The following is a 26012-nucleotide window of genomic DNA, read 5'->3' on the forward strand; positions in this document are numbered from 1 at the left end:
ATTTAGCGGGCCCTCGGATAACGGATACCATATAAAGCGTTTTTCTCCAAGCCCTTGGCCTTGGATCACATACGCGCCGCCAGCTTTCGCACCAGATCATCATGCGGGATGTCCGCATCGATCGCCAATCTCCGTAGCCCAAAATGCACACGGGCGATCTGCTGGTAATAGCGCGTGTAGACATAGTTCGTGCCGCCCCCTGCAATCGCCCCCAGCACCGGCACGGACTGCGCCGCCAGTTTCTGCCCCAGCACGACAGACAGGCGGGGGGCAACCGCTGCGACCAGCTTTTGCATGGCCGGGCCGGTCAGCGTCAGCCTGACGGAAAAGAACCCAAGATCAGCGCCATCGTCCTTGGACAAAGGCCCGGCTGCCGACAGAACGCGCACGCAGTCGAATTTCACGCCTTCTTCGGACGGATCAAACCCTTCGCGCGCCGCGGCACCCTGTATCGAGCGCAGCAGCATCGCAGTAGTCGCCGGTAGCTCCATCAGAGCGGTAGAAACACCGCCCAAGCCGCCCGCCGCGCCCATAGCGGTGGTCACAGCGGTGTTGACCCAGGGGCGCTGATCGGGAACAGCGCGACGCGACCCTTCCGCCGCGTGCATCGCCAGCCACAGGGCCTGTTCCGTCGCACCTGTCAGACCCTGCCTGATCGGTTCGGGCAATTGCTCCAACAAGGATTCAGCCGACCCGCCCAGGCTGTTCAACAATTTGACACCCGGTCCACCGGCCGTCCTGTAATACCCGGCCAAACGGTCCAATTCGGCCTCGGCATCCAGTTTTTCGACAAGAACCACGTCCTGCATAAACACCCTCCTGCCCTTTAGACATCGGGGTTTATGCCCGCGGTTTCAATAGTTCAGCGGCTCCAGCGGGTCACTGGCCCTCGGACGCCGTCCCAAACGCCGGGCGACAATTCCAGCCCCAAAACACGGTCCGGGTTGGTGGGCGGTGGCATCTCAATCCCGCTGAGACGGGAAAAACCAAACCGGGCGTAATAGGGCGCATCACCGACCAACATGACGCGTTCCCACCCCAATGTGCGGCCAGCTTCGATGCCTTCGTGGATCAGAAATCCGCCCAAACCTTCGCCCTGATGAGTTGGGTGCACGGCCACCGGTCCCAACAACAGCGCATCGTGTTCGCCAACATGAACTGGCCAGAACCGGATCGCACCGGCGAGAATGCCCTGCCCGTCCCGCGCCACCAGAGACATCCCGGCCACTGGCGGCACATCATCGCGCAGACGATAAGAGGACAGCGCCTCGCGCCCCGGCGCAAAGCACAGGTCATAAAGGGCTTCGACTTCCCACCAATCCTCCGGCTCTTCCGGCCTGATCCCGAACTGCTGCACCCCAGCCCTCTTTTCCTTGCTGGCATTCGCACTAGCACTTCGGTACGCCTTGGGCAAACGCTTGGAGATCATATGTTCTACCGCCCCGAAGACGGCCACGGCCTGCCACACAACCCCTTCAACGCTGTCATCACGCCGCGGCCGATCGGTTGGATATCCACACGCAGCCCCGAGGGGATCAACAATCTGGCCCCCTATTCCTTTTTCAACGGGGTCGCCTACACGCCGCCGCAAGTGATGTTTGCATCAACCGGCACCAAGCATGATCAGGATAGTGGCAAGGACAGTGTGTCGAATATCGAGGCGACCGGCGTGTTCTGTGTGAATGTGGTTGCTCATGCGCATCGGGACGCGATGAATGCCAGTTCCGCAGGCCTGCCCAAACATCACGACGAATTCGATCACGCCGGTCTGACACCGGTCGAATGCGAGACTATTCCGTGCGCCCGAGTTGAAGGCGCTCCAGCTGCACTGGAATGCAAGCTGACGCAGATTGTTACTCTGCCAGGAGAATCAAATCGTGTCGTGTTTGGCGAAGTCACCGGTGTTCACCTGCGGGATGATTGCCTGAAGGACGGAATTTTTGACGTCACGTCCTTCCAGCCGCTGGCCCGGCTTGGATATCGCGACTATTCAGTTGTGACCGAGCTATTCAGCCTGTCCAGGCCTGACGACTGATGCCACTCCCTGACCCTCATCGCAGATACCCGGTTACCCTGCCCGATGGGACCGACCACAAGGGCACGGTGTTCTTGTCCGAGGCAGTCGATCATCCACGGTTTGAGGCCGGGGCGTTCAGCTACGCATCAGACTTTGACCCGCCCGAGGATTGGGGGGCACGGCTGGCTCCTTATCTGTTTCCGTTTTCTAAGGAAAAACTGATCCTGGGCAAATTTTGCCAGATTGCTCATGGCGTTCGGTTCATTACATCTTCGGCCAATCACGCGATGGCGGGACTGACCTGTTTTCCTTTTCCTGTCTTCGATCCGGACAGGATGTCGGGATACCAACCCGACACGCGGGATACGATCATCGGGCATGACGTATGGATCGGATATGGCGCATTGATTCTGCCCGGAGCCCGGATCGGCAACGGATCAATCATTGGTGCCGGATCGGTTGTCCGAGGTGATATCCCACCTTACGCAATCGTCACGGGAAACCCCGCAGAGGTGCGGCGTTTCCGTTTTGAAGCGGATGTGATTGCCAGACTGGAGGAACTTGGCTGGTGGGACTGGCCACCACAAGAAGTTGGAGCCGCCGAAAGCGCCCTTTTATCCGGGGATATCGATAGGCTGGAACGACTGGCACCAAATTGAAAGGCGACCCTCGGGCCGCCTTTCCAATATGTCAGTGGCCGCCCAAAATGCCGGTACGGACCGAGTAGTCCACGGCCAGTTCGTAATCCGGGTCATCATCGCTATCGACCATCAGGTGACCGGCCTTATTCAGCAGCTTGTGGCAATCACGGCTGAGGTGGCGCAGCATGACGCGTTTACCTGCGGCTTCGTATTTGGCGGCGATGTTTTCAATCGCCTGCAGCGCCGACTGATCGACAACGCGGCTTTCGGCAAAATCCACGATCACTGTTTCTGGATCATTTGGTATGTCGAAAAGCTCGACGAAACCGTCAGATGAGCCAAAGAACAGTGGGCCTTGAATCTCATAGACCTTGGCACCCTTTTCAGTCGACGACTCGCGAGTAACGGCGTGAATACGCTTGGCATTGTTCCACGCATAAGCCAGCGCCGAGACGATAACACCGACGACCACGGCAACCGCCAGGTCCTCCATCACGGTTACAACGGTAACCAGAACGATCACGAACGCATCGGTCAGCGGCACTTTGCGCAGGATTTTGAACGAGTTCCAGGCAAAGGTTCCGATGACCACCATGAACATCACCCCGACCAGCGCGGCCAGCGGGATTTGCTCGATCAGCGGTGAAGCGAACAGGATGAAGATCAGCAGGAACAGCGCCGCCGCGATACCTGCAATGCGCGTACGACCGCCGGACTTCACGTTGATCATCGACTGACCGATCATCGCGCAACCGCCCATACCGCCAAAGAAACCGGTGGCCACGTTTGCGACGCCCTGTGCGATACACTCTTGCGAGGCTCCGCCGCGCTTGCCGGTGATTTCCCCTACAAGGTTTAGGGTCAGCAGCGATTCAATCAGGCCGATAGCGGCCAGAATCACGGCGTAGGGCAGGATGATCTCAAAGGTTTCCCAGTTCAGCGGCACCATCGGGATGTGGAAGGCGGGCAGTCCGCCCTCGATCGAGGCCAGGTCGCCAACGCGCGGCACGTCCAGCCCAAAGCCGATCACCAGCGCAGCCACAACCAGAATACCAGCCAGAGGCGCAGGAACGATGCGCGTGATACGCGGCATGACCCAGATCACCGCCATGGTCAGCGCTACCAGCCCCAGCATGGTATAGAGCTGCATGCCCGAGAGCCATTCACCGCCACCTACGCCGTGGCCGGTATTTTCCATGGTGCCCGGCACCTTGAACTGCCCCATCTGCGCCAGGAAAATCACAATCGCCAGACCGTTCACAAAGCCCAGCATCACCGGATGCGGCACCAGACGGATGAAGCGACCCCAGTGCATAGCCCCGGCAATCACCTGCAGGATGCCCATCAGCACTACGGTTGCGAACAGGTATTCGACCCCATGTTCAGCGACCAGCGCCACCATCACCACGGCCAACGCCCCGGTTGCGCCCGAAATCATGCCCGGACGGCCGCCAATCAGCGCGGTAATCAGACCGACCATGAAGGCCGCGTAGAGACCGACCAGCGGATGCACCCCAGCAACAAAGGCAAAAGCCACCGCCTCAGGAACCAGTGCCAGCGCCACGGTCAGACCGGACAGCAGCTCGATCCGCAGACGCGAGGCGGTCAACCCCTCGTCCGGCACCCAACGCAAATCGGGCTTGGCTATACGATTGGCAAAGCTTGCCAGCATGGCTCGGGGCATGGGACGGTCCTGTCGGTCTGTTTTGTTCGCGCGAAAGGGGCCTTGTAGCGGTCAAACCCCGCCGGAGATACCGCGTCAGGCGGGACCCTGGTATGCACAAGGCGCATACCGAACCAGTACCCAACACAAACCGTTGAAGCCACTTGCCAAATCCTCTGCCGCCCCGCAGAAATTCCTCAACGGATTTTTTCATGCGGAGAGCAGCCATGACCCAGACCAAAATCGCCATCATCGGTGGATCAGGTATTTACGAGATCGACGGGCTGGAGAACGCGGAGTGGGTCACGGTGGAAACCCCGTGGGGCGATCCTTCGGACCAAATCCTGACCGGAACGCTGAATGGCGTGGCCATGGCCTTCCTGCCGCGTCACGGGCGCGGTCATGTGCATTCGCCGACCGAGGTGCCCTATCGCGCCAATATCGACGCGCTGAAACGGCTGGGGGTAACGGATGCGATCTCGGTATCTGCCTGTGGGTCATTCCGCGAGCATATGGCACCGGGGGATTTCGTGATCGTCGATCAGTTCATCGATAGGACATTCGCGCGTGAAAAGAGCTTTTTCGGCACCGGTTGCGTTGCCCATGTCAGCGTCGCCCATCCAACCTGCCCACGTCTGTCGGACGCCTGTGAAACCGCGGGCAAGGCGGCGGGTATCACCATTCACCGCGGCGGAACCTATCTGGCTATGGAAGGACCGCAGTTCTCGTCCTTGGCCGAGTCCAAGATGTACCGCGAACAATGGGGCTGCGACGTGATAGGCATGACCAACATGCCCGAAGCGAAACTCGCCCGCGAAGCTGAGCTTTGTTATGCCTCGATCGCCATGGTCACCGATTACGACAGCTGGCATCCTGACCACGGAGAGGTCGACGTGGCCGCCATCATTGCCACTCTGACCGGCAATGCCGAGAAAGGCCGGGCTCTGGTTAAAGGCCTGCCCGATCTGTTGGGAGCCGAGCGCGCACCCTGCCCGCATGGCTGCGACCGCGCGCTGGAATACGCCATCCTGACTGCACCGGAAAAACGCGACCCAGCGTTGCTGGCCAAATTGGATGCGGTTGCCGGTCGGATTCTCTGATCTGGCTATTGCCCCAGCGCGCCTTGCACCTCGGCCCAAAGCCCATGCGACCAGAGGTCGTTATGGGTTCCGCCGGGGATAACGTGCAACTGGGCGGTGTCCCCTGACATCGCCGCGAGCGCCTCACCATGATGCAACGGGATGGTCTCGTCCTCGGTCCCGTGGAAAATCAGGGTCGGCACAGTGATGCTGTCGATCAAGTCACGGGTGGCGAACTGATCCCTCATCAGGGCGGAGACCGGCAGGAACGGATAGCGCTCGGCTGCCACATCCACGGTGGCGGTAAACGGCGCCTCAAGCACAAGCAACTGCGCGTTGGGGCGCTCTTCGGCCACCGCAGCCGCAACACCCGTCCCGAGGCTCTGGCCGTGCAGGACGATTTCGGCGCCTTCAGCCTCCAACCGGTCGAACAACTGCAGCCCATCCGAGATCAATGCCAGTTCCGAGGGCTCGCCCTCGCTGCCTGGGAAACCGCGATAGCTGGGCGCAAGAAGGCCAAAACCGCTGTTGAGGATTTCGCGCATACGATCGGCCCGGTCGCCCAGATTGCCGCTTTGACCATGAAAGAACAGAACCGTCGGTGCGTCCTCGATGGCCGGCGGAGCGGACCATGCGGTCAGCACCACGCCGTCGGACATGGGAACCGAGATCACATCCACATCGGCCAGCCCAACAGCCCTGGGATCGGGCAGTTCCCCGGACGGTTTGTACAGCAGCGCGTTCTGGTTTGCGTACATATACCCAAGTATCCCGGCGTATAGCGCACCCCCGATCAGGACCAAGAGGATCAACACACGCCTTACCGGCCAGGCTCTCGACCGGGCGGGTTTCGAAAATGTTCCGATGTGATCTGGATGTAGCTGCGTCATTTTTCGCCTCCGATCCCCTGGTGCCTCTTAGTTTGGGAAACCGGGTGCGAGTTTCAAGGAAGATGCACAAGCCTTAATTCAATCTTTAACCTGCACGGCTCGGACTTTTTATTAGACGGTTCATCTGGACACGCACCTTGATACTCTCTGTGAGTTCACCTGAAACAGAAACCTAAGCAATCCACGAAGGGCTTGACGTTGCCGCCGCATCGGGGCTTGGTGAGAAGATAAACACAGGAACCCCCATGTCCATCGACCTTTGGCTGGCCTTTGTGGCCGCATCAACCGCCTTGCTGCTGATCCCCGGACCGACCGTACTGCTGGTGCTCAGCTATGCCCTGTCGAAAGGTCGCAGTGTTGCCGTGGCCTCGGCCTCCGGGGTCGCGGTGGGGGATCTCGTGGCCATGACCGCATCGCTGCTGGGCTTGGGCGCGCTGGTACTGGCCTCGGCGACGTTGTTTTCCGTTTTGAAATGGGTGGGTGCGGCCTATCTGGTGTGGCTGGGCCTCAAATTGTTGCGCAGTGCGCCTTCGGGCGGATTGCAGACAGTGGAAACCGGCCGCGACGTCACCGCCCACAGTGTCTTTGGCCACGCCGCCGCCGTCACTGCGCTGAACCCGAAATCCATCGCGTTCTTCATTGCCTTCGTGCCGCAGTTTCTGCGCCCGGCGGACCCTTTGGGCCCACAATTCGCCATCCTGATCGCTACCTTCGTCGGCCTCGCCTGGCTGAACGCGCTGGCCTATGCGCTGCTGGCGGACAGGCTGCGCCGGATGATCGGACGTGCCAGTGTCATCACCGCGATGACCCGGTTCGGAGGGCTGACGTTGATCGGAATGGGGGTTGCGACCGCCGTCCTGCGCCGCCCGGCCTGAGGATCAATCCTCAGCGTGTTCCTTCATGAAACCACGGATGAACCGTCGGATTTCCCGTGCGGCTGAGGTATCCAGTTCCTTGCAAAGTTCGACAAAAGCGTCGCGCTCATCCTTGTCCAGACGCAAGACCAACTGACTGTTTTTCTTGGTAGAACCTTTTCCGTCTTTCTTTGACACGTTCTTTTCCCCGTCGAACACTTGATTCTCCAAGCGATGCAATGTATATACATCGCATAGAAATTGTAGTTATCGAGCACCTAACAATAAAAAAGGAATATGGCAATGAACCTTCATGCTGCTCAGGCATTTCTTTTGCGAGACCAGCGCAACTGGCGCAAACCGCATCTTTCGTGGCTGCCTGCCGCGCTCTATCGGTACAAAAGCCTGCCGAACTCTGTTTCGCAACGTCGCAAGTAAGGCGGCGGTAATCTTTCCTTGCAAGGCTGACCCCAATGGGCCAAACACGCCCGCGTGTTTTGACGCCAAAGGGGTTGGCCATGTCCAGAAACAAGTCGGTCAAGGATTACATCCGAACCATCGTTGATTTCCCGCATGAAGGGATCATGTTCCGGGACGTCACCACCCTGTTCGCCGATCCGCGCGGGTTCCGTATGGCGATCGACCAGATGCTGCACCCCTATGCGGGAGAACAGATCGACAAGGTCGTCGGCCTTGAGGCCCGCGGTTTCATCCTTGGCGGCGCGATTGCCCACCAACTGAGCGTCGGCTTTGTCCCGATCCGCAAAAAGGGCAAGCTGCCCGGCACCACGATCAGCCAAGATTATAAGCTGGAATACGGCGAGGCCATCGTGGAGATCCACGATGACGCCATCCAACCGGGCGAGAAAATCCTGGTCGTCGATGACCTGTTGGCCACCGGGGGCACCGCCGCCGCCGGGATCAAGCTGATCGAGCGGCTGGGCGGTGAGATCGTCTCGTGCTCCTTCATCATCGACCTGCCGGAACTGGGCGGTCGCAAGGTGCTGGAAGAGATGGGCATGGACGTACATATTCTGTGCGAGTTCGAAGGGCTGTAAGCGCCCTGCGTTCACAAGATTGTGAGTGGAAAACCGGGCAGGCTCAGGCTTAGCGCGATGAAGCCCAATATCAACCCGATCCCATAGACACATTCAGTGATCTTTTTGCGAGGGTCATCCGTACCCCTGTTGATGCCGGATGAGGCATTCGAACAAGGGAATTGTATCATGTTTCGCAAACTCGCTATTGCTGGCGTGACCAGCGCTCTGCTTGCCCCTACCGCCTTTGCTGGCGACAACAAAGACATTGTTGACACCGCTGTCGGTGCTGGCAGCTTTGAAACCCTCGTTGCCGCTGTTCAGGCCGCTGATCTGGTGGACACGCTGAAAGGCGAGGGCCCATTCACCGTCTTCGCCCCCACGGACGAGGCGTTTGCCGCCCTGCCAGAAGGCACAGTGGAAACACTCCTGATGCCCGAGAACAAGGATCAGTTGGTCGCGGTTCTGACCTATCATGTGGTGCCGGGCAAAGTGATGTCGGGTGATTTGTCAGACGACATGACAGCCGCCACGGTTCAGGGTGGAGATATCACTATCGATCTGGACAACGGTGTAATGGTGAATGATGCTAACGTTGTTCAGGCGGATATTGAGACTTCGAACGGCGTGATCCACGTCATCGACAAGGTCATCCTGCCGGGCTCATAATCGCCCCGTCGCGGCCCGACACATCCAAGGGCCGCGTCTTTACCTCAAAACCGCGCCCGGATTCATGATCCCCAAAGGGTCTAGCGCGGTTTTGATGGCGCGCATGGCCGCCAGCTTTGTCGCATCCCCATATCTTTCCAGATCGCCGGTCTTGAGCCGCCCGACCCCGTGCTCGGCACTGACAGAACCGTCAAACGCGTGAACCAGGTCATGCACAGCGTGTTTTACAGCCTGCCTTTGCCCATCGAACTCCGAGCGGTCATGACCAAGCGGCGGGAACACGTTGTAATGCAGATTGCCGTCCCCCAGATGCCCAAAGCAGTTGATACGGAACGGGCCAAGCGCCGCCACCACCTCGGCGCCGCGAACAATAAACTCAGGAATTCGCGAGATCGGGACCGAAATGTCGTGGCTCGACACCGACCCGATCAAGCGGTTCGCCTCGGGGATGCGCTCGCGAACGGCCCAGAGGTCCATGCGCTGCGCCTCGCTCTGCGCGATGACCGCATCGTCAACGAGGCCAGCCTCGTTCGCTGCGGCGTAGAGCGTTTCCAGTGCCTCTGACGGTGATTGCCCGGAAAACAGCCCCAATTCGATGAGCACGCACCATTCGGGCTGGGTCGTAAAGGGTTGTCGCACATCCGGCAGCACCTCAGTCAGGAACTGCAGACCTTGCCGGTGGATCAGTTCAAATGTGCTGATCCCGTCCCCCAACTGATCCCGTGCCAGCGCCAGCAACTCGATCGCCGCTTGCGGCGAGGCGACCTGCACCATCGCAGTCCCCACCGCATCGGGTCGCGGAAACAGATGCAGCGACGCCGCCGTGATGATCCCCAGCGTGCCCTCGGAGCCGACCAGAAGGTCGCGCAGGTCATAGCCGGTGTTGTCCTTGCGCAACCGGCTGAGCCCATGCCAAATCTCACCATTCGGTAAAACCGCCTCAAGCCCCAGACACAGATCACGCGCATTGCCATAGCGCAGCACATTCACCCCGCCCGCATTGGTGGCGAGGTTGCCACCGATCCGGCACGACCCCTGCGCCGCCAACGCCAGCGGGAACAGCCGGTTGGCATCCTCAGCGGCGGCCTGCACATCAGCCAGAATCGCGCCCGCCTCAGCGATCAGAATATTCTCAGTCGGATACACCGCACGGATCGCCGTCATCCGCTCGAGCGAGATCAATAGCGGCGCAGGCCCGTCGGGCATGACCTGCCCGCCGACCAGCCCGGTGCCCCCACCGTAGGGAACCACAGGCACCCGCGCGTCCGAGGCCAGCCGCACCAGCGCCAACACCTCCTCAACCGTTCGCGGCAGAGCGAGCAACCCCGCATGTCCGGAAAATCGGCGGCGCGGTTCTTCCAGGTAGCGATCGGTGACAGGGCGCAGGATATCGTCGCCCAAGTCGGCCCGGATCAGGTTGGCAAGGGTCTCATCGGCAGGATTCAGTGTCATACCTATTCCTTGCCCAAGCGGCCCTGTCCCCACAAGCCCTATTCCAATTCAATCAGATAGCGCGGCTCCAGCACCACGACCGTGGGCCGATCCGGCAGTGTCTGCAGCGAAACAACCAGTTCCGAGACACCGTCACGTTCGACCGGAAAATCATTTCGGATATCGACCAGAAACCGATCCAGCGAAAAGCCGGAAAACCAGTGCATCGGTATGATGACCGAGCTTTTCAACCGCTTCAAAACCGAGATCATGTCGGGCAGAGGCATGGTCGTACCGCCATCCACCGCAGCCATCACCACATCCAGCCGCCCCAAGGCCGCGAACTGTTCGTCCGAAGGCACGTGGTGCAGGTGGCCGAGATGACCGATGCACAGGCCTTCAATTTCAAACACAAAGATCGAATTGCCGCGTTCTTCGACCCCGCCATAGGGGGATCGGATATCGGTCGAGACATTGCGCACCAACATCTCGCCCAGATCGAGGTGATGCTCAATTCCCTGCCCGAACTCTCCCCAACCGGGTAAAACATGCGGAATGGCCGGGTCGGGATGGGCCGTCCAATGAGTACTGTGCGCGTGATTCATGGTGACCACGTCAGGGATCAGATCAGCGCTGCCAATGAAGCCGGTGAAATCGGTCACCGCATTCAACCCGCCCTGTGTCTGGATCAGAAACGAAGCATGCGCGATATAGCTGATCCGCACCGAGTAGTCCGGGATCGGGTCTTGCCAGGCGGCCTTGTGAACATACTCGATACCAGGCGCAGCATCCGCGATGGCGATACAATGGCTCGGCCGTCGCTCCTGCGCTGCGGCCCCGCCCGAGATTACCATCAATGCCGCAACAATCCAGCGCATGTCGGAAGTGTAGCGCAGAACACCCCCAAGTCATGCCCTTTGTTCATCTGGCAATAAATATCCCGCGGGAGTCGCGGCCTGCCGCGGCGGCTGCAGAGCCCCCTACCCCGCGTCGGTCTTTCCTCGCCGGTCCGACCGCAGGCTTGCGTACAAGACATGCGTACGCCAGCGTCCGTTGATCTGCAGATAAGACTGCGCCACGCCCTCGTATTTGAACCCCGAGCTTTCCAGCAACCCGCGTGAGGGCTTGTTTTCGGGCAGGCAGGCGGCCTCGATCCGGCTCAGGTCCAGGCGGGTAAAGGCGTGGTGCACCACGGCGCCGATCGCCTCGCGCATAAAGCCGTTCCGGGCGAAGGCCTCACCGGTCCAATAGCCCAGCGTCCCCGCCTGCGCAGGGCCGCGACGGACGTTGTCGAGTGTGATTGCCCCAACCAGCACATCGTCCGTGCGGCGGAACAGGAACAGAGGGATCGCCGTGCCGCTGGAAACCGATCGCTGCGCCCAATAGACCCGGTTGGTGAAGGACTTGCGGCTCAGGTGATCCTTGGCCCAGACCGGCTCCCACGGGGTCAGGTATTCTTTGGAGGAACGCCGCAGCGCCGCCCAGTCGTTGAAGTCGGAATGCACCGGCGGGCGCAAGCTCAGGCGCTCGGTTTCGAGTTTCAGCTTGCGTCTGCCCAGAAGCATCACGCCGCACGCCTCTCCTGCAGTTCCGCCAAGGTGGGCGCGCCCGAGACCGGACCATAAAGCGCCAGCGCCGCCGGGGCCTTGACGGCCATGTCTTCGGCAAAGGCGCGCACGTCTTCGGTGCTGACCGCATTGATCTTGGCGACGGTATCTTCAAGCGAGGGGACCCGGCCCCAAATCTGAACCAGCCGCGCCAGACGTTCCGCCCGGTTCGAGGGGCTTTCCAGCCCCATCAGCATCCCGGCTTTCATCTGGGCGCGCGCACGGGCGACCTCTTCCGGGCTCATGTCCTCGGCAGCGCGTTTCATCTCATCGATAGTGATGGTGGCCAGTTCCGCGACCTGTTCGGCCGAGGTTCCGGCATAAATCGTGGTCGTCCCTGTATCGGCATAGGCCCCGGTCTGCGCGAAGATCGTATAGCAGAGCCCGCGCGTTTCCCGCACTTCCTGAAACAGGCGCGAGGACATGCCGCCGCCCAGAGCGGTGGAATAAATCTGCGCCGTATAGATCGCATCATCACGATAGCCGGGGCTTTCCAGCGCTAGCGCGAAATGAGCCTGTTCCAGTTCTTTCTCCTGCCGCGCTTCACCGCCGGTAAATCGCGCCGCTTCGGGGATCAAACCTTTACGCGGTTGCAGATGACCAAACATCTGTTCGGCCATTTTCATCAGCGCATCGTGATCCACGGCACCCGCCGCAGACAAGATCATCTGCTCGGGGCCATAATGCTCGGCCACGAATCCCGACAGGTCCTCACGCGAGAAAGCACTCACACGCTCGGTCGGGCCAAGAATGGTGCGGCCCAACGGCTGGTCGTGATAGCTTTGCTCCTGCAGCCAGTCAAAGATCACGTCGTCAGGCGTGTCATAGGCCTGCCCGATCTCTTGCAGGATCACGCCGCGCTCGACCTCAATCTCTCGCGGGTCGAAAACCGGGTTCAGAACGATATCGCCGATCACATCCATCGCCAGCGCCACGTCGTCCTTCAGAACACGCGCATAGTAGGCCGTCACCTCGCGCGAGGTGTAGGCGTTGATGTACCCACCCACATCCTCGATCGCCTCGGCGATTTGCAGCGCAGAACGACGCTCGGTTCCCTTGAAAGCCATATGCTCAAGGAAATGCGCGATACCGTTCTGCTCGATCCGCTCATGCCGCCCGCCGGCGGTTACCCAGATACCGATGGCCGCCGATTGCAGCCCCGGCATATTTTCACTGACGATACGAAAGCCGTTCTTCAGTTGGTCTTGTCTGACTGTCACTCAGCAATATGCCTTCTGATATGATCCTCAAGGGCGCCCAGATCGTTGGCAATGCGGGTCACCCGTTCCGGACGTTCATACAGATCAGACATGCGGGATGGAAGAGGCGGATGTTCGCCGCTTGCCTTCTCGACCGCTGCCGGGAATTTCGCCGGGTGTGCGGTGGCCAGCGTGATCATCGGAACCGCCACTGCACGCTGTTCTTCGGCGACCTTGATGCCAACTGCCGTATGCGGGCAGACCAGTTCGGCACTATGGGCCAGAGTGTGCTTGATCGTCGCCAGCGTTTCGTCTTCGGACACGCGACCCGAGTCAAAACTCTCGCGCAGCGCTTCCATTGCGCCCTGACTGACGTTGAAACCGCCATTCTTCAATTCGTCCATCAACTGCGCAACGGCGCCGCCATCCTCGCCATAGGCGTAATACAGCGCACGCTCAAAGTTCGAGCTGACCTGAATATCCATCGACGGGCTGATCGAGGGGATGGTGTCGCCCTTGAAATACCCCTCACCCGACAGGCAGCGGTGCAGAATGTCGTTCTGGTTGGTCGCCACGACCAGACGGTCGATGGGCAGCCCCATGCGTTTGGCCAGATAGCCCGCAAAGATGTCGCCGAAATTGCCGGTGGGCACGGTGAAACTGACCTTGCGATGCGGCGCACCGAGGCTGACAGCGGCCGAGAAGTAGTACACGATCTGCGCCAGAACCCGCGCGAAGTTGATCGAGTTCACGCCAGCCAGCTTCACACCATCGCGGAAGTCGAAATCGTTGAACATGTCCTTCAACGCGGCCTGGCAATCGTCGAAATCCCCATCCACGGCCAGCGCATGAACATTGCTGTCAGCGGGCGTCGTCATCTGACGGCGCTGCACCTCGGACACGCGGCCATGCGGGAATAGGATGAATACATCAACCGCGTCCAGCCCCCGGAACGCCTCGATAGCGGCCGAGCCCGTGTCACCGCTGGTCGCCCCGACGATGGTCACGCGATCCCCGCGCCGTTTCAAAGCCACCTGGAACAGCTGGCCGATCAACTGCATCGCAAAATCCTTGAAGGCCAGCGTCGGCCCATGGAACAGCTCCAGCAGGAAGTGGTTCTCGTTCAGTTGCTTCAACGGCGCGCGGGCGTCGTGGCCGAACCCCTCGTAGGCGCGGGCGATGATCGCCTTGAACTCATCCTCAGCGAACGAGCCGCTGACATAGGGCCACATCACCCGAAAGGCGATTTCCTCATAGGGCAGACCGGCGAGCGCTGCGATTTCATCCTGCGACATCACCGGGATCTCAGCGGGCAGGTACAGGCCGCCGTCACGGGCCAGCCCGGTCAGCATCGCCTCTTCAAAGGTCAGTTCAGGCGCTTGGCCACGGGTCGAGATGTATTTCATTGCTCTTCACTTTCAGAAGGGGCGCGGTTGCGCCACAGGAAATAACCGGTCATCGCGGCCCAGACCAGAGCCAGACCAAACCATGTGATTGCATATTGCAAGTGATCGTTGGGAATGCCCGCCGTATCCACCGGCAGAGGCGTCACCCCCGGGTCGGTTTCCGAACGGGCGATCAGCAAAACGGGCTCTGCCCCCAGCGCAGCCGCCAGATTGGGCACGTCCCGGGCAAACCAGATGTTGTCCTCGATATCGGGTTCGGGGGTATAGCTGTCGATCTCATCCGGCCAATGCAGATTGCCCGTGACCTCCATTGGACCCGTCAGGCGATCAGCCTGCTTAGCCGTCGTCGGCACAAAGCCCCGGTCAACAAGAATGGTCCGATCTTCAATGCTGAAGGACTGGATGATCCGATACCCTGCCCCGACCTGCTTGACCGAAACCAGTACGTGAATTTCCCCCGGCTCCATGTCTCCGACCACCGTCACGGGAAGAAACTTGTCGTCTTCCTCCGAAACCGTCTGGGGCAGGTCAATCGGCTCAGCTGCGATACGCGCCTCGATCTCGGCCAGCACATCCTGCTTCCACGCCAGCCTCTGCACCTGCCAAAGGCCCAGCCAGACCAGCACGCCCAGACCGGCAAGACCGAAGATCAGCAAAAAGAGAATGCGGCGCATTTATAGACCATATTGCAAAGCCGGAACCGGCGTCTTGTTAAGGGGCACGCGGACCGAATTGCAACCACGCAATTGTATCGGGCGCAATCTTGCGCCCTGATCGAGAAAAAGCCGCCCCAAAGGGCGGCTTTTGCAATTGAACAGCCTGACCGGCGTTACATCAGCGGGGCCTGACCCCAGATGTAAACTGCGAAGAACAGGAACAGCCAGACAACGTCCACGAAGTGCCAATACCAGGCCGCGGCCTCGAAGCCGACGTGCTTTTCAGGGGTAAAGTCACCGCGCAGCGCCCGGATCAGACAAACAGACAGGAAGATCGTCCCGATGATCACGTGAGCACCGTGGAAACCGGTTGCCATGAAGAAGTTCGAATAGAACTGGTCGCCACCGAATTTCCAACCGTCATGGGCCAGCAGTTCAAAATACTCAAACCCCTGCAGGAAGGTAAATGCGATGCCCAGCGCAATACCGATGGCCAGACCCTGCACCAGCGCCCTGCGGTCATTGTTGTGGACCAGAGCATGGTGCGCCCAGGTGATTGCACAGCCCGACAGCAACAGAACCAGCGTGTTGATCAGCGGCAGATGGAACGGGTCAACCGCATGGATATCCGGTTGGATGTACTCGGTGCCTGCATAGTCGTACATCGGGTACATGCGATGTTTGAAGAACGACCAGAACCAGGCGAAGAAGAACATCACCTCGGACATCACGAACAGAATGAAACCGTAGCGCAGGCCAATACGGACAACCGGCGTGTGATCCCCGGCGCGGCTTTCGGCCACCACTTCGGACCACCAGGCGAACATGGTGTAAAGAACAGCCACCAGCCCCATCCAGAACATGAACGAGGTGATGCCGTGCATCCAGAGGACAGCTCCGAACAGCATCACAAAACCGCCGACCGCGCCGAAAAGCGGCCAGATCGACGGGGTCAGAATGTGATAATCGTGGTTTTTAGCGTGTGCCATCAGCGTCCCTCACCTACAGGCGTTAGTTCGTGTTTGTATCTGCCTGCGTTTCAAGAGCGGCGTAGCCCTCGGGCAGGTCTATTTCGTAGAATGTATACGACAGAGTGATCGTATGCACATATTTGGCTTCCAAATCCTCGACCATTTCGGGATCGACGAAGAAGCTCACCGGCATCTGAACCCGTTCCCCGGGTTGCAGCACCTGCTCTTCAAAGCAGAAACAGGCGATTTTCTGGAAATACCCGCCGGCAGAATAAGGCGCGACGTTGTAAGACGCCTGCCCGGCAATCGGGCGGTCGGTCGGGTTGTAGGCCTCATAGAATGCCAGCCCGGTCTCGCCGATGCGCACTTCCATCTCACGCTCGACCGGCTTGAACTCCCAAGCCATGCCCTTGGCTTTCGAGGCGTCAAAGCGGACGGTCACTGTGCGGTCCAGAATTTCTTCGGGCGCTTGCGCAGCCACGCCGGTGGTGCCACCAAACCCGGTGACACGACAGAACCAGTCGTAGAATGGCACCGCAGCCCAGGCCAGGCTGCCCATCAGGACAACCACACCCACCGTCTGCGCAACCGTTTTCTGCGGACCGGTCAATGCCATCAGTTCTGCACCTCCTGTGCGGGTACACCCATGCTCGTGCCCGAAACCTTAACGATGGTCAGGCCGAAGATGATCACGATGAAAGCCGCCAATGTCAGGCCGACCCCCAGATTGCGGCTAAAGCGGCGTTCGTGCAGCTCGTGACTTTTACGCAGGCTCATGACCACCCTCCCAAGCCATAGGGTTTCAACAACGCTTCGGTCAGAATTGCACCGAAGTGCAGGAAAAGATAGAGCAGCGACAGCTTGAAGAAAGAGCGCTCGACCTTGAAGTTGTCCGCCTCTGCATCGTCCTCGGTCCGTCGCGAGATCTGCCATGCCCCACGCAGGAATAGGGCGTTCATCACCACCGCAACGGTCAGGTAGATCGGCCCACCAATGCCCGAGAACGCAGTGCCAACAGCCAGCAGCGCCAGCAGCGCGGTATAGATCAGGATATGCCAGCGGGTTGCGCGGCGGCCGTGGGTTACGGTCAGCATCGGCACACCTGCATCGTCGTAATCCGAGCGCATGAACAGCGCCAGCGCCCAGAAATGCGGCGGGGTCCACATGAAGGTCAGGGCGAACATCAGCCACGGCTCAAGCGTCATCGACCCTGTGGCGGCAACCCAACCGATCACCGGCGGGAAAGCCCCGGCCGCGCCGCCGATCACGATGTTCTGCGGCGTCGAACGCTTCAGCCACATCGTGTAGACGACAACATAGAAAAAGATGGTAAAGGCCAGAAACGCACCGGCAAACCAGTTCGTCGCCAACCCCAGCATGATCACGGACAGGCCGGACAGCGCCAGCCCGATCGCCAGAGCTTCGCCCTCTTCCACCTTGCCGGACGGAATCGGGCGGCGCTTGGTGCGTTTCATCACCTTGTCGATATCCGCATCCCACCACATGTTCAGGGCGCCCGACGCGCCCCCGCCAATGGCAATGAACAGGATTGCGCAGAAGCCGACGAAGGGATGGACCGGCACCGGAGCGGCCAGCAGACCGACCAGAGCGGTAAACACCACCAGCGACATCACACGCGGCTTCAGCAGGGCGAAATAGTCGCCAAAGCTGGCCTCGTCCGCGCGGGTTTGCGCGGTCACGGTGCTGGCATTGATGCTTGCGTCGCTCATATCCGGTCCTTCTGAGGCGAAAGCTGCGCGATCACCGCGCAGCCTGCTTGTGTTGGTCTAGGCCTTTTCGGGCTTAGTTCGAGGCAACCTGATAGGCCGCAGGCTGACCTGCATACTGTTCCTGAGCGCCCTGCAGCCACTGCTCATACGCCTCTTCGCTGACCACTTTGACGGTGATCGGCATATAGGCGTGATCCTTGCCGCACAGTTCCGAGCACTGGCCGAAATAGACGCCTTCCTTGTTAGCCTGGAACCACAGCTCGGCCAGACGTCCGGGCACACCGTCCTGCTTCACACCGAAGGAAGGAATGGCCCACGAGTGGATCACGTCGGATGCGGTGACCTGCATGACGACGATCTTGCCGACCGGTACGACAACGGCCGTGTCGGTGGCCAGCAGCCATTCGTCATCGCTGTAACCTGCGTCAGCCAGCTTGGCGCGCATTGCATCATCCAGAACAAACGGTGTTACGTCAGCATCTGCCGGGCGAGCTCCTTCGTCCAGCGTAGCCGGGTGCCCCAGCAAATAGCTGTCGAATGCAAAATCGTGATCAACATATTCATAGGTCCAGTACCACTGGTTGCCCACAACCTTGATGACAACGTCGCCTTCGGGAATCTCCTGCTGCTTGAACAGAACCGGCAGCGAGAAGGCACCGATAAAGACCAGAATCAGGATCGGACCCAGGGTCCAGGCGATCTCAACCGGGGTATAGTGCGAGAAGCGCGCCGGTGTCGGATTCACACGCTGGTTGTACCGTACGATGCAATAAACCAGCAGGGCACCAACGAACAGGCAGATCGCTGTGATGATCACCAGAATCATGCCGTCCAGCCGTTGAATCCCGTCGGCAAGGCTGGTGGCCGCGGGCTGGAAACCCATGCCGCCGTCAACCGGTTTACCAATAATCTCAAGCTCCTGAGCCATGGCGGGAAGGCTGGAGAGGGCTGTCATGAACCCCGAAAGCATCAAAGCATTCTTCATTTTCTGTCCTGATCGTTTGATCTTTGCGTCCCTGTCGAAAAGGTGTGAATCGGTCGCACCTCTCCCGTTGTCTTTGGCAAAGTTAAAAACCATATTCCGAATGTTAGATAAAGCAAAATGCTTGCGTCAAACAGACGCTATTTTTGATCTGGATCAAACCCGAAAGGTCCCAAGTGATGCCCAACGACCCGTTTCGCCCCTTTGATAGCGCTCTTCCGCAGGACGAAGCGCTTGCGGTATTGCAGTCTGCCACTGCCGGGGCCGAGGACGGAGAACTGTTCGTCGAGCGGCGGAAATCCGAGTCTCTGGTCTTTGATGACGGACGCCTGAAGACTGCGTCCTATGACGCGTCCGAAGGATTCGGCCTGCGCGCCGTTCAAGGTGAGGTTGCAGGATATGCCCATTCCACCGACGTCTCGATTCCAGCGCTGAAACGCGCGGCGGAAACTGCACGTTTGGCGGTTGGCGAAGGCGGCGGCACGCTGGCCGAAGCACCGCGTGCCACCAATTCGCGGCTTTATACGGACGAAGACCCGATCGAATCTGCCAGCTTTCCGGTAAAAATCGAAACCCTGCGCGAGATCGACGCCTTCTCCCGCGACCTGGATCCCCGCGTCGTGCAGGTCAGCGCCACCATCGCTGCTGCGGTTCAGGAAGTCGAAATCCTGCGCCCAGACGGCGTGATGGTGCGCGATGTGCGCCCGATGACCCGCCTGAACGTGTCGGTCATTGTGGAACAGAACGGCCGTCGCGAAAGCGGCTCGGCAGGGGGTGGCGGTCGCGTTGGTCTGGACGGGCTGATTGATCCATCCGATTGGCAGGACAAAGCGCGCGAGGCGCTGCGCATCGCGCTGGTCAATCTGGACGCCGTCCCCGCCCCGGCCGGTGTGATGGAGGTCGCGCTCGGCCCCGGCTGGCCCGGCATTCTGCTGCACGAGGCCATCGGGCACGGACTGGAAGGCGATTTCAACCGCAAAGGCAGTTCGGCCTTTGCCGGGCTGATGGGTCAACAGATTGCGTCCAAAGGTGTAACGGTGGTGGATGACGGCACCATCGCGGACCGGCGCGGGTCGATCACGGTGGATGACGAAGGTACGCCCAGTTCGCGGACTGTGCTAATCGAGGATGGTGTCCTGACCGGCTACATGCAGGACCGTCAGAACGCCCGCCTAATGGGGGTCGCGCCCACCGGAAACGGCCGACGGCAGAGTTATGCCCACAAGCCGATGCCGCGCATGACCAATACGGTGATGTTGGGCGGGGACGCTGATCCTGCCTCTTTGGTTGCTGATATTAAAGACGGCATCTGGGCCGTAGGTTTTGGCGGCGGGCAAGTGGATATCACCAACGGCAAGTTCGTATTCTCCTGCACCGAGGCTTATCGCGTCGAAAACGGCAAGATCGGTGCCCCGGTCAAAGGTGCGACGCTGATTGGCGACGGTCCATCGGCACTGAACCGTATTCGCGGGTTGGGTAACGATTTGGCGCTTGATCCGGGCATGGGGACCTGCGGCAAGGACGGTCAATGGGTGCCGGTCGGCGTCGGGCAGCCTACGGTTCTGATGGATGGGCTGACCATCGGCGGATCAGCGGCCTGAGAGAGAATCGGGGGGGCCGCCACGGTTAACGTCGCGCTTTCGGCATTTCTGTTTTCCCGCGTCCGCTTGGCATTCACCCCAAGCGGGCGCAATTATTTTTCGGTTGTAAATCAATGCGGTGCAGGGCGCCGCGATTTAAATCATGAAAATTTTCCGAATAATTTGAAGGGATTCACAAGCTGTTAACCCCTGCAGCCGTAAACCAGTTCTGCAATCAGACGGAGCAACGGATGACCGAAGAGCAGCTTTCTTCCAATCACCCCACACTCCCACCCACCACGGAAGAGGATCGGTTTTCCTGGCTTCGTCTGTTGCGCTCGCGCAAGGTCGGTCCGGCGACATTTCGTCGGCTGCTGCGGGAACATGGCTCGGCGCAGAACGCGCTGACCGCGCTGCCTGATATGGCACGCGCTGCCGGAATTGAAGGGTATGAAATTTGCCCACCCGGCGTGATTGAGGCGGAACTCAAGGCCGCAAAAGCCGCAAATGCGCGGCTTTTGTGCCTTGGGACCGCTGATTTTCCTGATGCTTTGAACGATCTGTCCGACGCCCCGCCGATGCTGTGGGCGATTGGCGATGTGTCATTGCTGCGCAAACCCTGCATTGCGATGGTCGGGGCGCGCAACTGTTCCTCGCTGGGTGCGCGGATGGCGCGCGGGTTGGCGACCGATCTGGGAAAGCAGGGATATGTCGTCGTGTCCGGGTTGGCGCGTGGCATTGACACTTCTGCACATATGGCCGCACTGGAGACGGGCACCGTGGCGGTCTTGGCCGGCGGCGTGGACGTAATCTACCCCGCCGAAAACACCGATCTGGCCAGAAATATCGCCCAATCGGGGCTGCGCGTGTCCGAGCAGCCGATGGGCGTGACCCCACAAGCCCGGCACTTTCCGCGCCGCAACAGGATCATCTCGGGGTTGGCACAGGCGGTTGTTGTGGTCGAGGCCGCTGCCAAGTCCGGCAGCCTTATCACCGCACGCGATGCGCTGGATCAGGGGCGTGAGGTTCTGGCCGTGCCCGGCCACCCCTTCGATGCTCGCGCGGCTGGTTGCAACCTGCTGATCCGCGACGGGGCCACACTGGTTCGATCCGCAGAAGACGTGATCGAAGCATTGCCACAGCAGCAGGTGGACTTGTTCGAAGCTCCATCGCCCGCAGCGCCCGCGGAATCAGCCCCCACGGGGACAGCCCTTCACGCTGATATACTTGCCCGCCTGGGACCGTCACCGATTGCCGAAGACCAGCTGATCCGCGACATCGCGGCCACGGCGGGTGAGATTGGCCCGGCTCTGGTCGATCTGGAACTGGAGGGGCGCATTCAGCGCCAGCCCGGCGGGTTGTTGTCCCTGACCGCTTGACGATGCGGTTCGCAGAACACGCTAAAAATTCCACCTCTATCGCGCTGAAATCGCCGCCAAATTCCGGTTTTTAAAGGAACGCATTGACAATTCGCTCTTGCCCTACACATTTTGCACGATCATAGAAGGCGCCTAATTCGTCGAGCGAGGTTTTCCCTTAAATGCCTGTAGTTGTTGTAGAATCCCCAGCAAAAGCCAAGACAATCAATAAGTATCTTGGCTCCGACTACACGGTTTTGGCGTCATACGGCCATGTGCGAGACCTGCCCCCAAAGGACGGATCGGTCGACCCCGAGCATGAATTTGCGATGAAATGGGAAGTGGGAAATGACAGCCGCAAACATGTCAAAGCCATCGCCGACGCGCTGAAAGAAGACAACGCCCTGATCCTCGCCACCGACCCCGATCGCGAGGGCGAGGCAATCAGCTGGCACCTGCAAGAGGCGCTGACCAAACGTCGCTCGATCAAGAAGGACACGCCGGTCAGCCGGGTGACCTTCAACGCCATCACCAAGGACGCGGTGACCGAAGCGATGCAGAACCCGCGTGACGTCGATATGCCTTTGGTCGAGGCCTATCTGGCCCGCCGCGCGCTGGATTATCTGGTAGGGTTCAACCTGTCTCCGGTCCTGTGGCGCAAACTGCCCGGCGCGAAGTCCGCGGGCCGAGTGCAGTCGGTTTGCCTGCGTCTGATCGTCGAACGCGAGATGGAGATCGAAGCGTTCAAGCCGGTCGAATACTGGTCAGTACGCGCCTTATTCGAAACGCCGCGTGGCCAGACTTACGAGGCGCGTCTGGTTACCTTGGCTGGCAAGAAGCTCGACAAACACGACCTGGCGAATGCCACGCAGGCGGAACTGGCCGTGCAGGCCATCACTAGCCGCGCGCTGAGCGTGACGTCGGTCGAGGCGAAGCCAGCAGCCCGCAACCCCAGCGCCCCGTTCATGACCTCGACTTTGCAGCAAGAGGCCAGCCGCAAGTTCGGCATGGGCGCACGTCACGCGATGCAGGTGGCGCAGCGGCTCTATGAGGCCGGGTATATTACCTATATGCGGACAGACGGCATCGATATGGCCCCCGAGGCCGTAGCTGCCACCCGGGATGCGATCAAGGACCGTTATGGCGACGAATATGTGCCCGACAGCCCTCGGATGTACAAAAACAAAGCCAAGAACGCGCAGGAAGCGCACGAATGTATCCGTCCCACGGATATGTCGCGCGATGCCAAAGCGCTGAAGGTGACGGACGAGGATCAGCGCAAGCTCTATGACCTGATCTGGAAGCGCACCATCGCCTGTCAGATGGCCGCTGCCCGGTTGGAGCGCACGACGGTCGAGATCGGCAGCGCGGATGGCCAGGTCGGCCTGCGCGCCACCGGCCAGGTGGTTCTGTTCGATGGGTTCATGCGCGTTTACGAAGAGGGCCGCGATGATGTGGCTGACGACGACGAAAAGCGCCTGCCGCAGATCATGCAGGGCGATCCGGCGCCGTTTGCCAAAACCTCGCTGAAGGATCAGTTCGCCAAAGCCGAGGACAAGGCCGCCATTCTGTCCGACAATGAGGCTGTTCTGGCCTTGCAGCACCACACCCAACCGCCGCCGCGTTACACCGAGGCTACCTTGGTCAAACGGATGGAAGAGTTGGGCATCGGGCGCCCCTCGACCTACGCCTCGATCGTGACCACGATTCAGGACCGGGAATATGTGCGCAAGGACAAAAACCGGTTGATCCCCGAGGAAAAAGGGCGGATCGTCACCATCTTCCTGCTGAATTTCTTCCGCCAATATGTTGGCTATGAGTTCACCGCCAACCTGGAAGAACAGCTGGACGACGTCAGCGCCGGTGACCGCGACTACAAGGACTTGCTGGGCAAGTTCTGGCGCGATTTCTCGGCCGCAATTGGCGAGACGTCTGAACTGCGTATCTCGGAAGTGCTGGACAAGCTGGACGAGGCGCTGGCGCCCCAACTCTATCCTCCGCGTGAGGATGGATCTGATCCGCGTATCTGCCCGAAATGCGGCACTGGACAGCTGCACCTGAAAACCTCGCGCACCGGCGGGTTTGTCGGCTGCGGCAACTATCCCGAATGCACCTATACCCGCCCCATCGCTGGTGAAGGCGCAGAGGGGGATGAACGACTGCTGGGCGAGGATGCGGGCGATGAGATCTGGCTGAAATCCGGCCGCTTTGGGCCTTACGTGCAGCGAGGCGAGCCCACGCCCGAGAACAAAAAACCCCCTCGCGCCTCCCTGCCCCGAGGTTGGAGCAAGGACGATATGGATCTGGACAAGGCGCTGACGCTGTTGTCCCTGCCCCGCCAGATCGGTGAACACCCCGAGGGCGGCATGATCAGCTCGAATTTCGGACGGTTCGGGCCATATATCATGCACCAACTGCCGGAAGAGGCGAAACCCGTCTACGTCAACGTCAAAGACCCCAATGACGTGTTCGAAATCGGCATGAACCGGGCCGTTGAGATGCTGGCCGAAAAGCGCGCCAATCCCGGGCGCGGGCGGAGCGCCGCTGCGAAACCGCTGAAAGAGCTGGGCGAACACCCCGATGGCGGCGCGATGCAGGTTCTGGACGGGCGGTATGGTCCATACGTGAAATGGGAAAAGGTCAACGCAACTATCCCCAAAGACATCAAGCCCGAGGACGTGACCCAGGAAATGGCCATCGAACTGGTCAATGAACGGGCGGCCAAGAAAGGCACCAAGAAAAAGGCCGCACCGAAGAAAAAGGCTGCCGCAAAGAAAACCACCAAGAAGGCGGCGACCTAGGTAGAAATACCACCACCCCTTTGGATTCGTTGACTTCCCTGTGACGTGGCGGCACAACCTGCCCATCACCATGTCATTGGGGGAGTTTTCCATGAAGAAAATCTATGCCAATGCCACCGAAGCACTCGACGGGGTGTTGACGGATGGCATGATGATCGCAGCAGGCGGTTTCGGCCTGTGCGGCATCCCTGAATTGCTGCTGGAGGCGATTAAAGAATCCGGTACTCAGGACCTGACCTTTGCCTCGAACAACGCGGGCGTTGATGATTTCGGCATCGGTATCCTGCTGCAGACCAAGCAGGTCAAAAAAATGATCAGCTCCTATGTCGGCGAAAACGCCGAGTTCATGCGTCAGTACCTGGCCGGAGAGTTGGAGCTGGAATTCAACCCGCAAGGTACCCTGGCCGAGCGTATGCGCGCTGGTGGCGCCGGTATCCCCGGTTTCTACACCAAGACCGGCGTGGGCACCGTCATCGCTGAAGGCAAGGAGCACAAGGACTTCAACGGCGAAACCTACATCATGGAAGAAGGCATCTTTGCCGATCTCGCGATCGTCAAGGCGTGGAAAGCTGATGACACCGGCAACCTGATCTTCCGCAAGACCGCCCGCAACTTCAACGTGCCTGCCGCCACCTGCGGCAAGATTTGCGTGGCCGAGGTTGAGGAAATCGTCCCGCGCGGCTCGCTGGACCCCGACCAGATCCACCTGCCCGGTATTTACGTGCATCGTATCATTCAGGGCGATCACGAAAAGCGCATCGAACAGCGCACCACCCGCAAGAAGGAGGACGCATAATGCCCTGGGACCGCAATCAGATGGCTGCCCGCGCGGCGCAAGAGCTGGAAGACGGCATGTATGTGAACCTCGGCATCGGTATCCCGACGCTGGTGGCAAACTATGTGGGTGACAAGGACATCACCCTGCAATCCGAGAACGGTATGCTGGGCATGGGCCCCTTCCCGTTCGAGGGTGAGGAAGACCCCGACCTGATCAACGCCGGCAAGCAGACGATCACCGAACTGTCGCGCACCTCGTATTTCGACAGTGCCACATCCTTTGCCATGATCCGGGGTGGCAAGATCGCCGCTGCCGTTCTGGGCGCGATGGAAGTGGACGAGGAAGGTGACTTGGCCAACTGGATGATTCCCGGCGTGCTGGTGAAAGGCATGGGCGGCGCGATGGACCTTGTGGCCGGTGTAGGCCGCGTGATCGTCGTGATGGATCACACCAACAAGCACGGCAAGTCCAAGCTGCTGCAGAAATGCACCCTGCCGCTGACCGGTAAAAAGGTGGTGGATCGAATCATCACCAACCTCGGTGTTCTGGATGTGGTCGAAGGCGGCCTGAAGATCGTTGAAATCGCCGAAGGCGTGACCGAAGACGAAATCCGCTCGGCCACCGAGGCCAGGATCGTCAACTGATCCCCATCACCGAAAAGGC

General features: G+C 60.0%; 28 protein-coding genes. 12 read left to right on the forward strand and 16 right to left on the reverse strand.

The window, feature by feature from the left end:
* Nucleotides 1-65: 65 nt before the first annotated feature.
* Complete coding sequence (locus ACR0KW_RS07060) at nt 66-809, reverse strand: EcsC family protein (protein WP_480804360.1); 744 nt, start codon at nt 807-809, stop codon at nt 66-68.
* 53 nt (nt 810-862) lie between these two features.
* A complete protein-coding gene (locus tag ACR0KW_RS07065; protein WP_480804361.1) occupies nt 863-1357 on the reverse strand; it encodes a GNAT family N-acetyltransferase in 495 nt (164 codons plus the stop codon).
* A gap of 72 nt (nt 1358-1429) precedes the next feature.
* On the opposite strand from ACR0KW_RS07065, the gene ACR0KW_RS07070 reads away from it, so the two are divergent.
* On the forward strand, nt 1430-2035 hold the full coding sequence (locus ACR0KW_RS07070; RefSeq protein WP_480804362.1) for a flavin reductase family protein: 606 nt from the start codon (nt 1430-1432) through the stop codon (nt 2033-2035).
* Nucleotides 2035-2676, forward strand: a complete 642-nt coding sequence (locus tag ACR0KW_RS07075) for a CatB-related O-acetyltransferase (protein ID WP_480804363.1) — start codon at nt 2035-2037, stop codon at nt 2674-2676. The genes ACR0KW_RS07070 and ACR0KW_RS07075 overlap by 1 nt, the downstream gene beginning before the upstream one ends.
* A 31-nt stretch (nt 2677-2707) precedes the next feature.
* Here the strand turns inward: ACR0KW_RS07075 and ACR0KW_RS07080 are convergent, their stop codons facing one another.
* Nucleotides 2708-4342, reverse strand: a complete 1635-nt coding sequence (locus ACR0KW_RS07080; RefSeq protein WP_480804364.1) for a SulP family inorganic anion transporter — start codon at nt 4340-4342, stop codon at nt 2708-2710.
* Nucleotides 4343-4548: 206 nt separating this feature from the next.
* Between ACR0KW_RS07080 and ACR0KW_RS07085 the strand changes: the two genes are divergently transcribed.
* Nucleotides 4549-5421: an S-methyl-5'-thioadenosine phosphorylase gene (locus tag ACR0KW_RS07085; protein ID WP_480804365.1), complete on the forward strand. Its 873-nt coding sequence runs from the start codon at nt 4549-4551 to the stop codon at nt 5419-5421.
* A gap of 5 nt (nt 5422-5426) precedes the next feature.
* Here the strand turns inward: ACR0KW_RS07085 and ACR0KW_RS07090 are convergent, their stop codons facing one another.
* A complete protein-coding gene (locus ACR0KW_RS07090; RefSeq protein WP_480804366.1) occupies nt 5427-6290 on the reverse strand; it encodes an alpha/beta hydrolase in 864 nt (287 codons plus the stop codon).
* Between the two features lie 245 nt (nt 6291-6535).
* Here ACR0KW_RS07090 and ACR0KW_RS07095 point away from each other — a divergent pair, with 245 nt between their 5' ends.
* The gene (locus tag ACR0KW_RS07095; protein ID WP_480804367.1) at nt 6536-7165 is read left to right on the forward strand and encodes a LysE family translocator; all 630 of its coding nucleotides are present in this window, start codon (nt 6536-6538) and stop codon (nt 7163-7165) included.
* A gap of 3 nt (nt 7166-7168) precedes the next feature.
* On the opposite strand, the gene ACR0KW_RS07100 is transcribed toward ACR0KW_RS07095, so the two are convergent.
* The gene (locus ACR0KW_RS07100) at nt 7169-7342 is read right to left on the reverse strand and encodes a hypothetical protein (RefSeq protein ID WP_480804368.1); all 174 of its coding nucleotides are present in this window, start codon (nt 7340-7342) and stop codon (nt 7169-7171) included.
* Nucleotides 7343-7447: 105 nt separating this feature from the next.
* Between ACR0KW_RS07100 and ACR0KW_RS07105 the strand changes: the two genes are divergently transcribed.
* From ACR0KW_RS07105 to ACR0KW_RS07115, 3 genes are all read left to right on the forward strand, one after another.
* Nucleotides 7448-7582, forward strand: coding sequence for a hypothetical protein (locus tag ACR0KW_RS07105; RefSeq protein WP_302477135.1), 135 nt, complete (start codon nt 7448-7450; stop codon nt 7580-7582).
* Between the two features lie 80 nt (nt 7583-7662).
* Nucleotides 7663-8202 carry an adenine phosphoribosyltransferase gene (locus tag ACR0KW_RS07110; protein WP_170326870.1) on the forward strand — a complete coding sequence of 180 codons (540 nt, stop codon included), beginning with the start codon at nt 7663-7665 and terminating at the stop codon, nt 8200-8202.
* A gap of 168 nt (nt 8203-8370) precedes the next feature.
* Nucleotides 8371-8850 carry a fasciclin domain-containing protein gene (locus ACR0KW_RS07115; RefSeq protein WP_170326871.1) on the forward strand — a complete coding sequence of 160 codons (480 nt, stop codon included), beginning with the start codon at nt 8371-8373 and terminating at the stop codon, nt 8848-8850.
* Between the two features lie 39 nt (nt 8851-8889).
* Here ACR0KW_RS07115 and ACR0KW_RS07120 read toward each other — a convergent pair whose 3' ends face one another.
* From ACR0KW_RS07120 to coxB, 11 genes are all read right to left on the reverse strand, one after another.
* On the reverse strand, nt 8890-10302 hold the full coding sequence (locus ACR0KW_RS07120; RefSeq protein WP_480804369.1) for an FAD-binding oxidoreductase: 1413 nt from the start codon (nt 10300-10302) through the stop codon (nt 8890-8892).
* 38 nt (nt 10303-10340) lie between these two features.
* Nucleotides 10341-11159, reverse strand: coding sequence for an MBL fold metallo-hydrolase (locus ACR0KW_RS07125; protein WP_480804370.1), 819 nt, complete (start codon nt 11157-11159; stop codon nt 10341-10343).
* 102 nt (nt 11160-11261) lie between these two features.
* Nucleotides 11262-11846: a GNAT family N-acetyltransferase gene (locus tag ACR0KW_RS07130; protein ID WP_480804371.1), complete on the reverse strand. Its 585-nt coding sequence runs from the start codon at nt 11844-11846 to the stop codon at nt 11262-11264.
* Nucleotides 11846-13108, reverse strand: coding sequence for a M16 family metallopeptidase (locus ACR0KW_RS07135; protein WP_480804372.1), 1263 nt, complete (start codon nt 13106-13108; stop codon nt 11846-11848). Before ACR0KW_RS07135 ends, ACR0KW_RS07130 begins: the two co-directional genes overlap by 1 nt.
* Nucleotides 13105-14493, reverse strand: coding sequence for a threonine synthase (gene thrC / locus ACR0KW_RS07140; protein WP_480804373.1), 1389 nt, complete (start codon nt 14491-14493; stop codon nt 13105-13107). Before thrC ends, ACR0KW_RS07135 begins: the two co-directional genes overlap by 4 nt.
* Nucleotides 14490-15167, reverse strand: a complete 678-nt coding sequence (locus tag ACR0KW_RS07145; RefSeq protein WP_480804374.1) for an SURF1 family protein — start codon at nt 15165-15167, stop codon at nt 14490-14492. The genes thrC and ACR0KW_RS07145 overlap by 4 nt, the downstream gene beginning before the upstream one ends.
* Before the next feature lie 155 nt (nt 15168-15322).
* Complete coding sequence (locus ACR0KW_RS07150; protein WP_480804375.1) at nt 15323-16138, reverse strand: cytochrome c oxidase subunit 3; 816 nt, start codon at nt 16136-16138, stop codon at nt 15323-15325.
* Between the two features lie 22 nt (nt 16139-16160).
* Nucleotides 16161-16736 carry a cytochrome c oxidase assembly protein gene (locus tag ACR0KW_RS07155; protein WP_170326879.1) on the reverse strand — a complete coding sequence of 192 codons (576 nt, stop codon included), beginning with the start codon at nt 16734-16736 and terminating at the stop codon, nt 16161-16163.
* Nucleotides 16736-16897, reverse strand: coding sequence for a hypothetical protein (locus ACR0KW_RS07160; RefSeq protein ID WP_170326880.1), 162 nt, complete (start codon nt 16895-16897; stop codon nt 16736-16738). The genes ACR0KW_RS07155 and ACR0KW_RS07160 overlap by 1 nt, the downstream gene beginning before the upstream one ends.
* Nucleotides 16894-17850 carry a heme o synthase gene (cyoE, locus tag ACR0KW_RS07165; RefSeq protein WP_480804376.1) on the reverse strand — a complete coding sequence of 319 codons (957 nt, stop codon included), beginning with the start codon at nt 17848-17850 and terminating at the stop codon, nt 16894-16896. The genes ACR0KW_RS07160 and cyoE overlap by 4 nt, the downstream gene beginning before the upstream one ends.
* A gap of 73 nt (nt 17851-17923) precedes the next feature.
* On the reverse strand, nt 17924-18835 hold the full coding sequence (gene coxB / locus ACR0KW_RS07170; protein WP_480804377.1) for a cytochrome c oxidase subunit II: 912 nt from the start codon (nt 18833-18835) through the stop codon (nt 17924-17926).
* Nucleotides 18836-19011: 176 nt separating this feature from the next.
* On the opposite strand from coxB, the gene tldD reads away from it, so the two are divergent.
* From tldD to ACR0KW_RS07195, 5 genes are all read left to right on the forward strand, one after another.
* A complete protein-coding gene (gene tldD, locus ACR0KW_RS07175) occupies nt 19012-20433 on the forward strand; it encodes a metalloprotease TldD (RefSeq protein WP_480804378.1) in 1422 nt (473 codons plus the stop codon).
* A gap of 230 nt (nt 20434-20663) precedes the next feature.
* Entirely contained in the window at nt 20664-21791 is a 1128-nt protein-coding gene (gene dprA, locus ACR0KW_RS07180) for a DNA-processing protein DprA (protein WP_480804379.1), read from the forward strand.
* 161 nt (nt 21792-21952) lie between these two features.
* Nucleotides 21953-24571 carry a type I DNA topoisomerase gene (topA, locus tag ACR0KW_RS07185; protein ID WP_480804380.1) on the forward strand — a complete coding sequence of 873 codons (2619 nt, stop codon included), beginning with the start codon at nt 21953-21955 and terminating at the stop codon, nt 24569-24571.
* Nucleotides 24572-24662: 91 nt separating this feature from the next.
* A complete protein-coding gene (locus ACR0KW_RS07190; RefSeq protein WP_170326886.1) occupies nt 24663-25367 on the forward strand; it encodes a CoA transferase subunit A in 705 nt (234 codons plus the stop codon).
* Nucleotides 25367-25993, forward strand: a complete 627-nt coding sequence (locus ACR0KW_RS07195) for a CoA transferase subunit B (RefSeq protein WP_480804381.1) — start codon at nt 25367-25369, stop codon at nt 25991-25993. The genes ACR0KW_RS07190 and ACR0KW_RS07195 overlap by 1 nt, the downstream gene beginning before the upstream one ends.
* Nucleotides 25994-26012: the final 19 nt, after the last annotated feature.

It is taken from the genome of Ruegeria sp. CG11 (assembly GCF_056537245.1).

What these genes read in the sequence shown, in the direction of transcription:
- ACR0KW_RS07115 (WP_170326871.1), top strand. Translation starts at nt 8,371, where the DNA reads ATGTTTCGCAAACTCGCTATTGCTGGCGTGACCAGCGCTCTGCTTGCC.
- ACR0KW_RS07130 (WP_480804371.1), bottom strand. Translation starts at nt 11,846, where the DNA reads ATGCTTCTGGGCAGACGCAAGCTGAAACTCGAAACCGAGCGCCTGAGC.
- ACR0KW_RS07095 (WP_480804367.1), top strand. Translation starts at nt 6,536, where the DNA reads ATGTCCATCGACCTTTGGCTGGCCTTTGTGGCCGCATCAACCGCCTTG.
- coxB (WP_480804377.1), bottom strand. Translation starts at nt 18,835, where the DNA reads ATGAAGAATGCTTTGATGCTTTCGGGGTTCATGACAGCCCTCTCCAGC.
- ACR0KW_RS07080 (WP_480804364.1), bottom strand. Translation starts at nt 4,342, where the DNA reads ATGCCCCGAGCCATGCTGGCAAGCTTTGCCAATCGTATAGCCAAGCCC.
- ACR0KW_RS07075 (WP_480804363.1), top strand. Translation starts at nt 2,035, where the DNA reads ATGCCACTCCCTGACCCTCATCGCAGATACCCGGTTACCCTGCCCGAT.
- ACR0KW_RS07060 (WP_480804360.1), bottom strand. Translation starts at nt 809, where the DNA reads ATGCAGGACGTGGTTCTTGTCGAAAAACTGGATGCCGAGGCCGAATTG.
- ACR0KW_RS07110 (WP_170326870.1), top strand. Translation starts at nt 7,663, where the DNA reads ATGTCCAGAAACAAGTCGGTCAAGGATTACATCCGAACCATCGTTGAT.
- ACR0KW_RS07085 (WP_480804365.1), top strand. Translation starts at nt 4,549, where the DNA reads ATGACCCAGACCAAAATCGCCATCATCGGTGGATCAGGTATTTACGAG.
- ACR0KW_RS07105 (WP_302477135.1), top strand. Translation starts at nt 7,448, where the DNA reads ATGAACCTTCATGCTGCTCAGGCATTTCTTTTGCGAGACCAGCGCAAC.
- ACR0KW_RS07145 (WP_480804374.1), bottom strand. Translation starts at nt 15,167, where the DNA reads ATGCGCCGCATTCTCTTTTTGCTGATCTTCGGTCTTGCCGGTCTGGGC.
- ACR0KW_RS07155 (WP_170326879.1), bottom strand. Translation starts at nt 16,736, where the DNA reads ATGGCATTGACCGGTCCGCAGAAAACGGTTGCGCAGACGGTGGGTGTG.
- ACR0KW_RS07190 (WP_170326886.1), top strand. Translation starts at nt 24,663, where the DNA reads ATGAAGAAAATCTATGCCAATGCCACCGAAGCACTCGACGGGGTGTTG.
- ACR0KW_RS07120 (WP_480804369.1), bottom strand. Translation starts at nt 10,302, where the DNA reads ATGACACTGAATCCTGCCGATGAGACCCTTGCCAACCTGATCCGGGCC.
- ACR0KW_RS07070 (WP_480804362.1), top strand. Translation starts at nt 1,430, where the DNA reads ATGTTCTACCGCCCCGAAGACGGCCACGGCCTGCCACACAACCCCTTC.
- thrC (WP_480804373.1), bottom strand. Translation starts at nt 14,493, where the DNA reads ATGAAATACATCTCGACCCGTGGCCAAGCGCCTGAACTGACCTTTGAA.
- ACR0KW_RS07150 (WP_480804375.1), bottom strand. Translation starts at nt 16,138, where the DNA reads ATGGCACACGCTAAAAACCACGATTATCACATTCTGACCCCGTCGATC.
- topA (WP_480804380.1), top strand. Translation starts at nt 21,953, where the DNA reads ATGCCTGTAGTTGTTGTAGAATCCCCAGCAAAAGCCAAGACAATCAAT.
- ACR0KW_RS07160 (WP_170326880.1), bottom strand. Translation starts at nt 16,897, where the DNA reads ATGAGCCTGCGTAAAAGTCACGAGCTGCACGAACGCCGCTTTAGCCGC.
- ACR0KW_RS07090 (WP_480804366.1), bottom strand. Translation starts at nt 6,290, where the DNA reads ATGACGCAGCTACATCCAGATCACATCGGAACATTTTCGAAACCCGCC.
- ACR0KW_RS07195 (WP_480804381.1), top strand. Translation starts at nt 25,367, where the DNA reads ATGCCCTGGGACCGCAATCAGATGGCTGCCCGCGCGGCGCAAGAGCTG.
- tldD (WP_480804378.1), top strand. Translation starts at nt 19,012, where the DNA reads ATGCCCAACGACCCGTTTCGCCCCTTTGATAGCGCTCTTCCGCAGGAC.
- ACR0KW_RS07125 (WP_480804370.1), bottom strand. Translation starts at nt 11,159, where the DNA reads ATGCGCTGGATTGTTGCGGCATTGATGGTAATCTCGGGCGGGGCCGCA.
- dprA (WP_480804379.1), top strand. Translation starts at nt 20,664, where the DNA reads ATGACCGAAGAGCAGCTTTCTTCCAATCACCCCACACTCCCACCCACC.
- cyoE (WP_480804376.1), bottom strand. Translation starts at nt 17,850, where the DNA reads ATGAGCGACGCAAGCATCAATGCCAGCACCGTGACCGCGCAAACCCGC.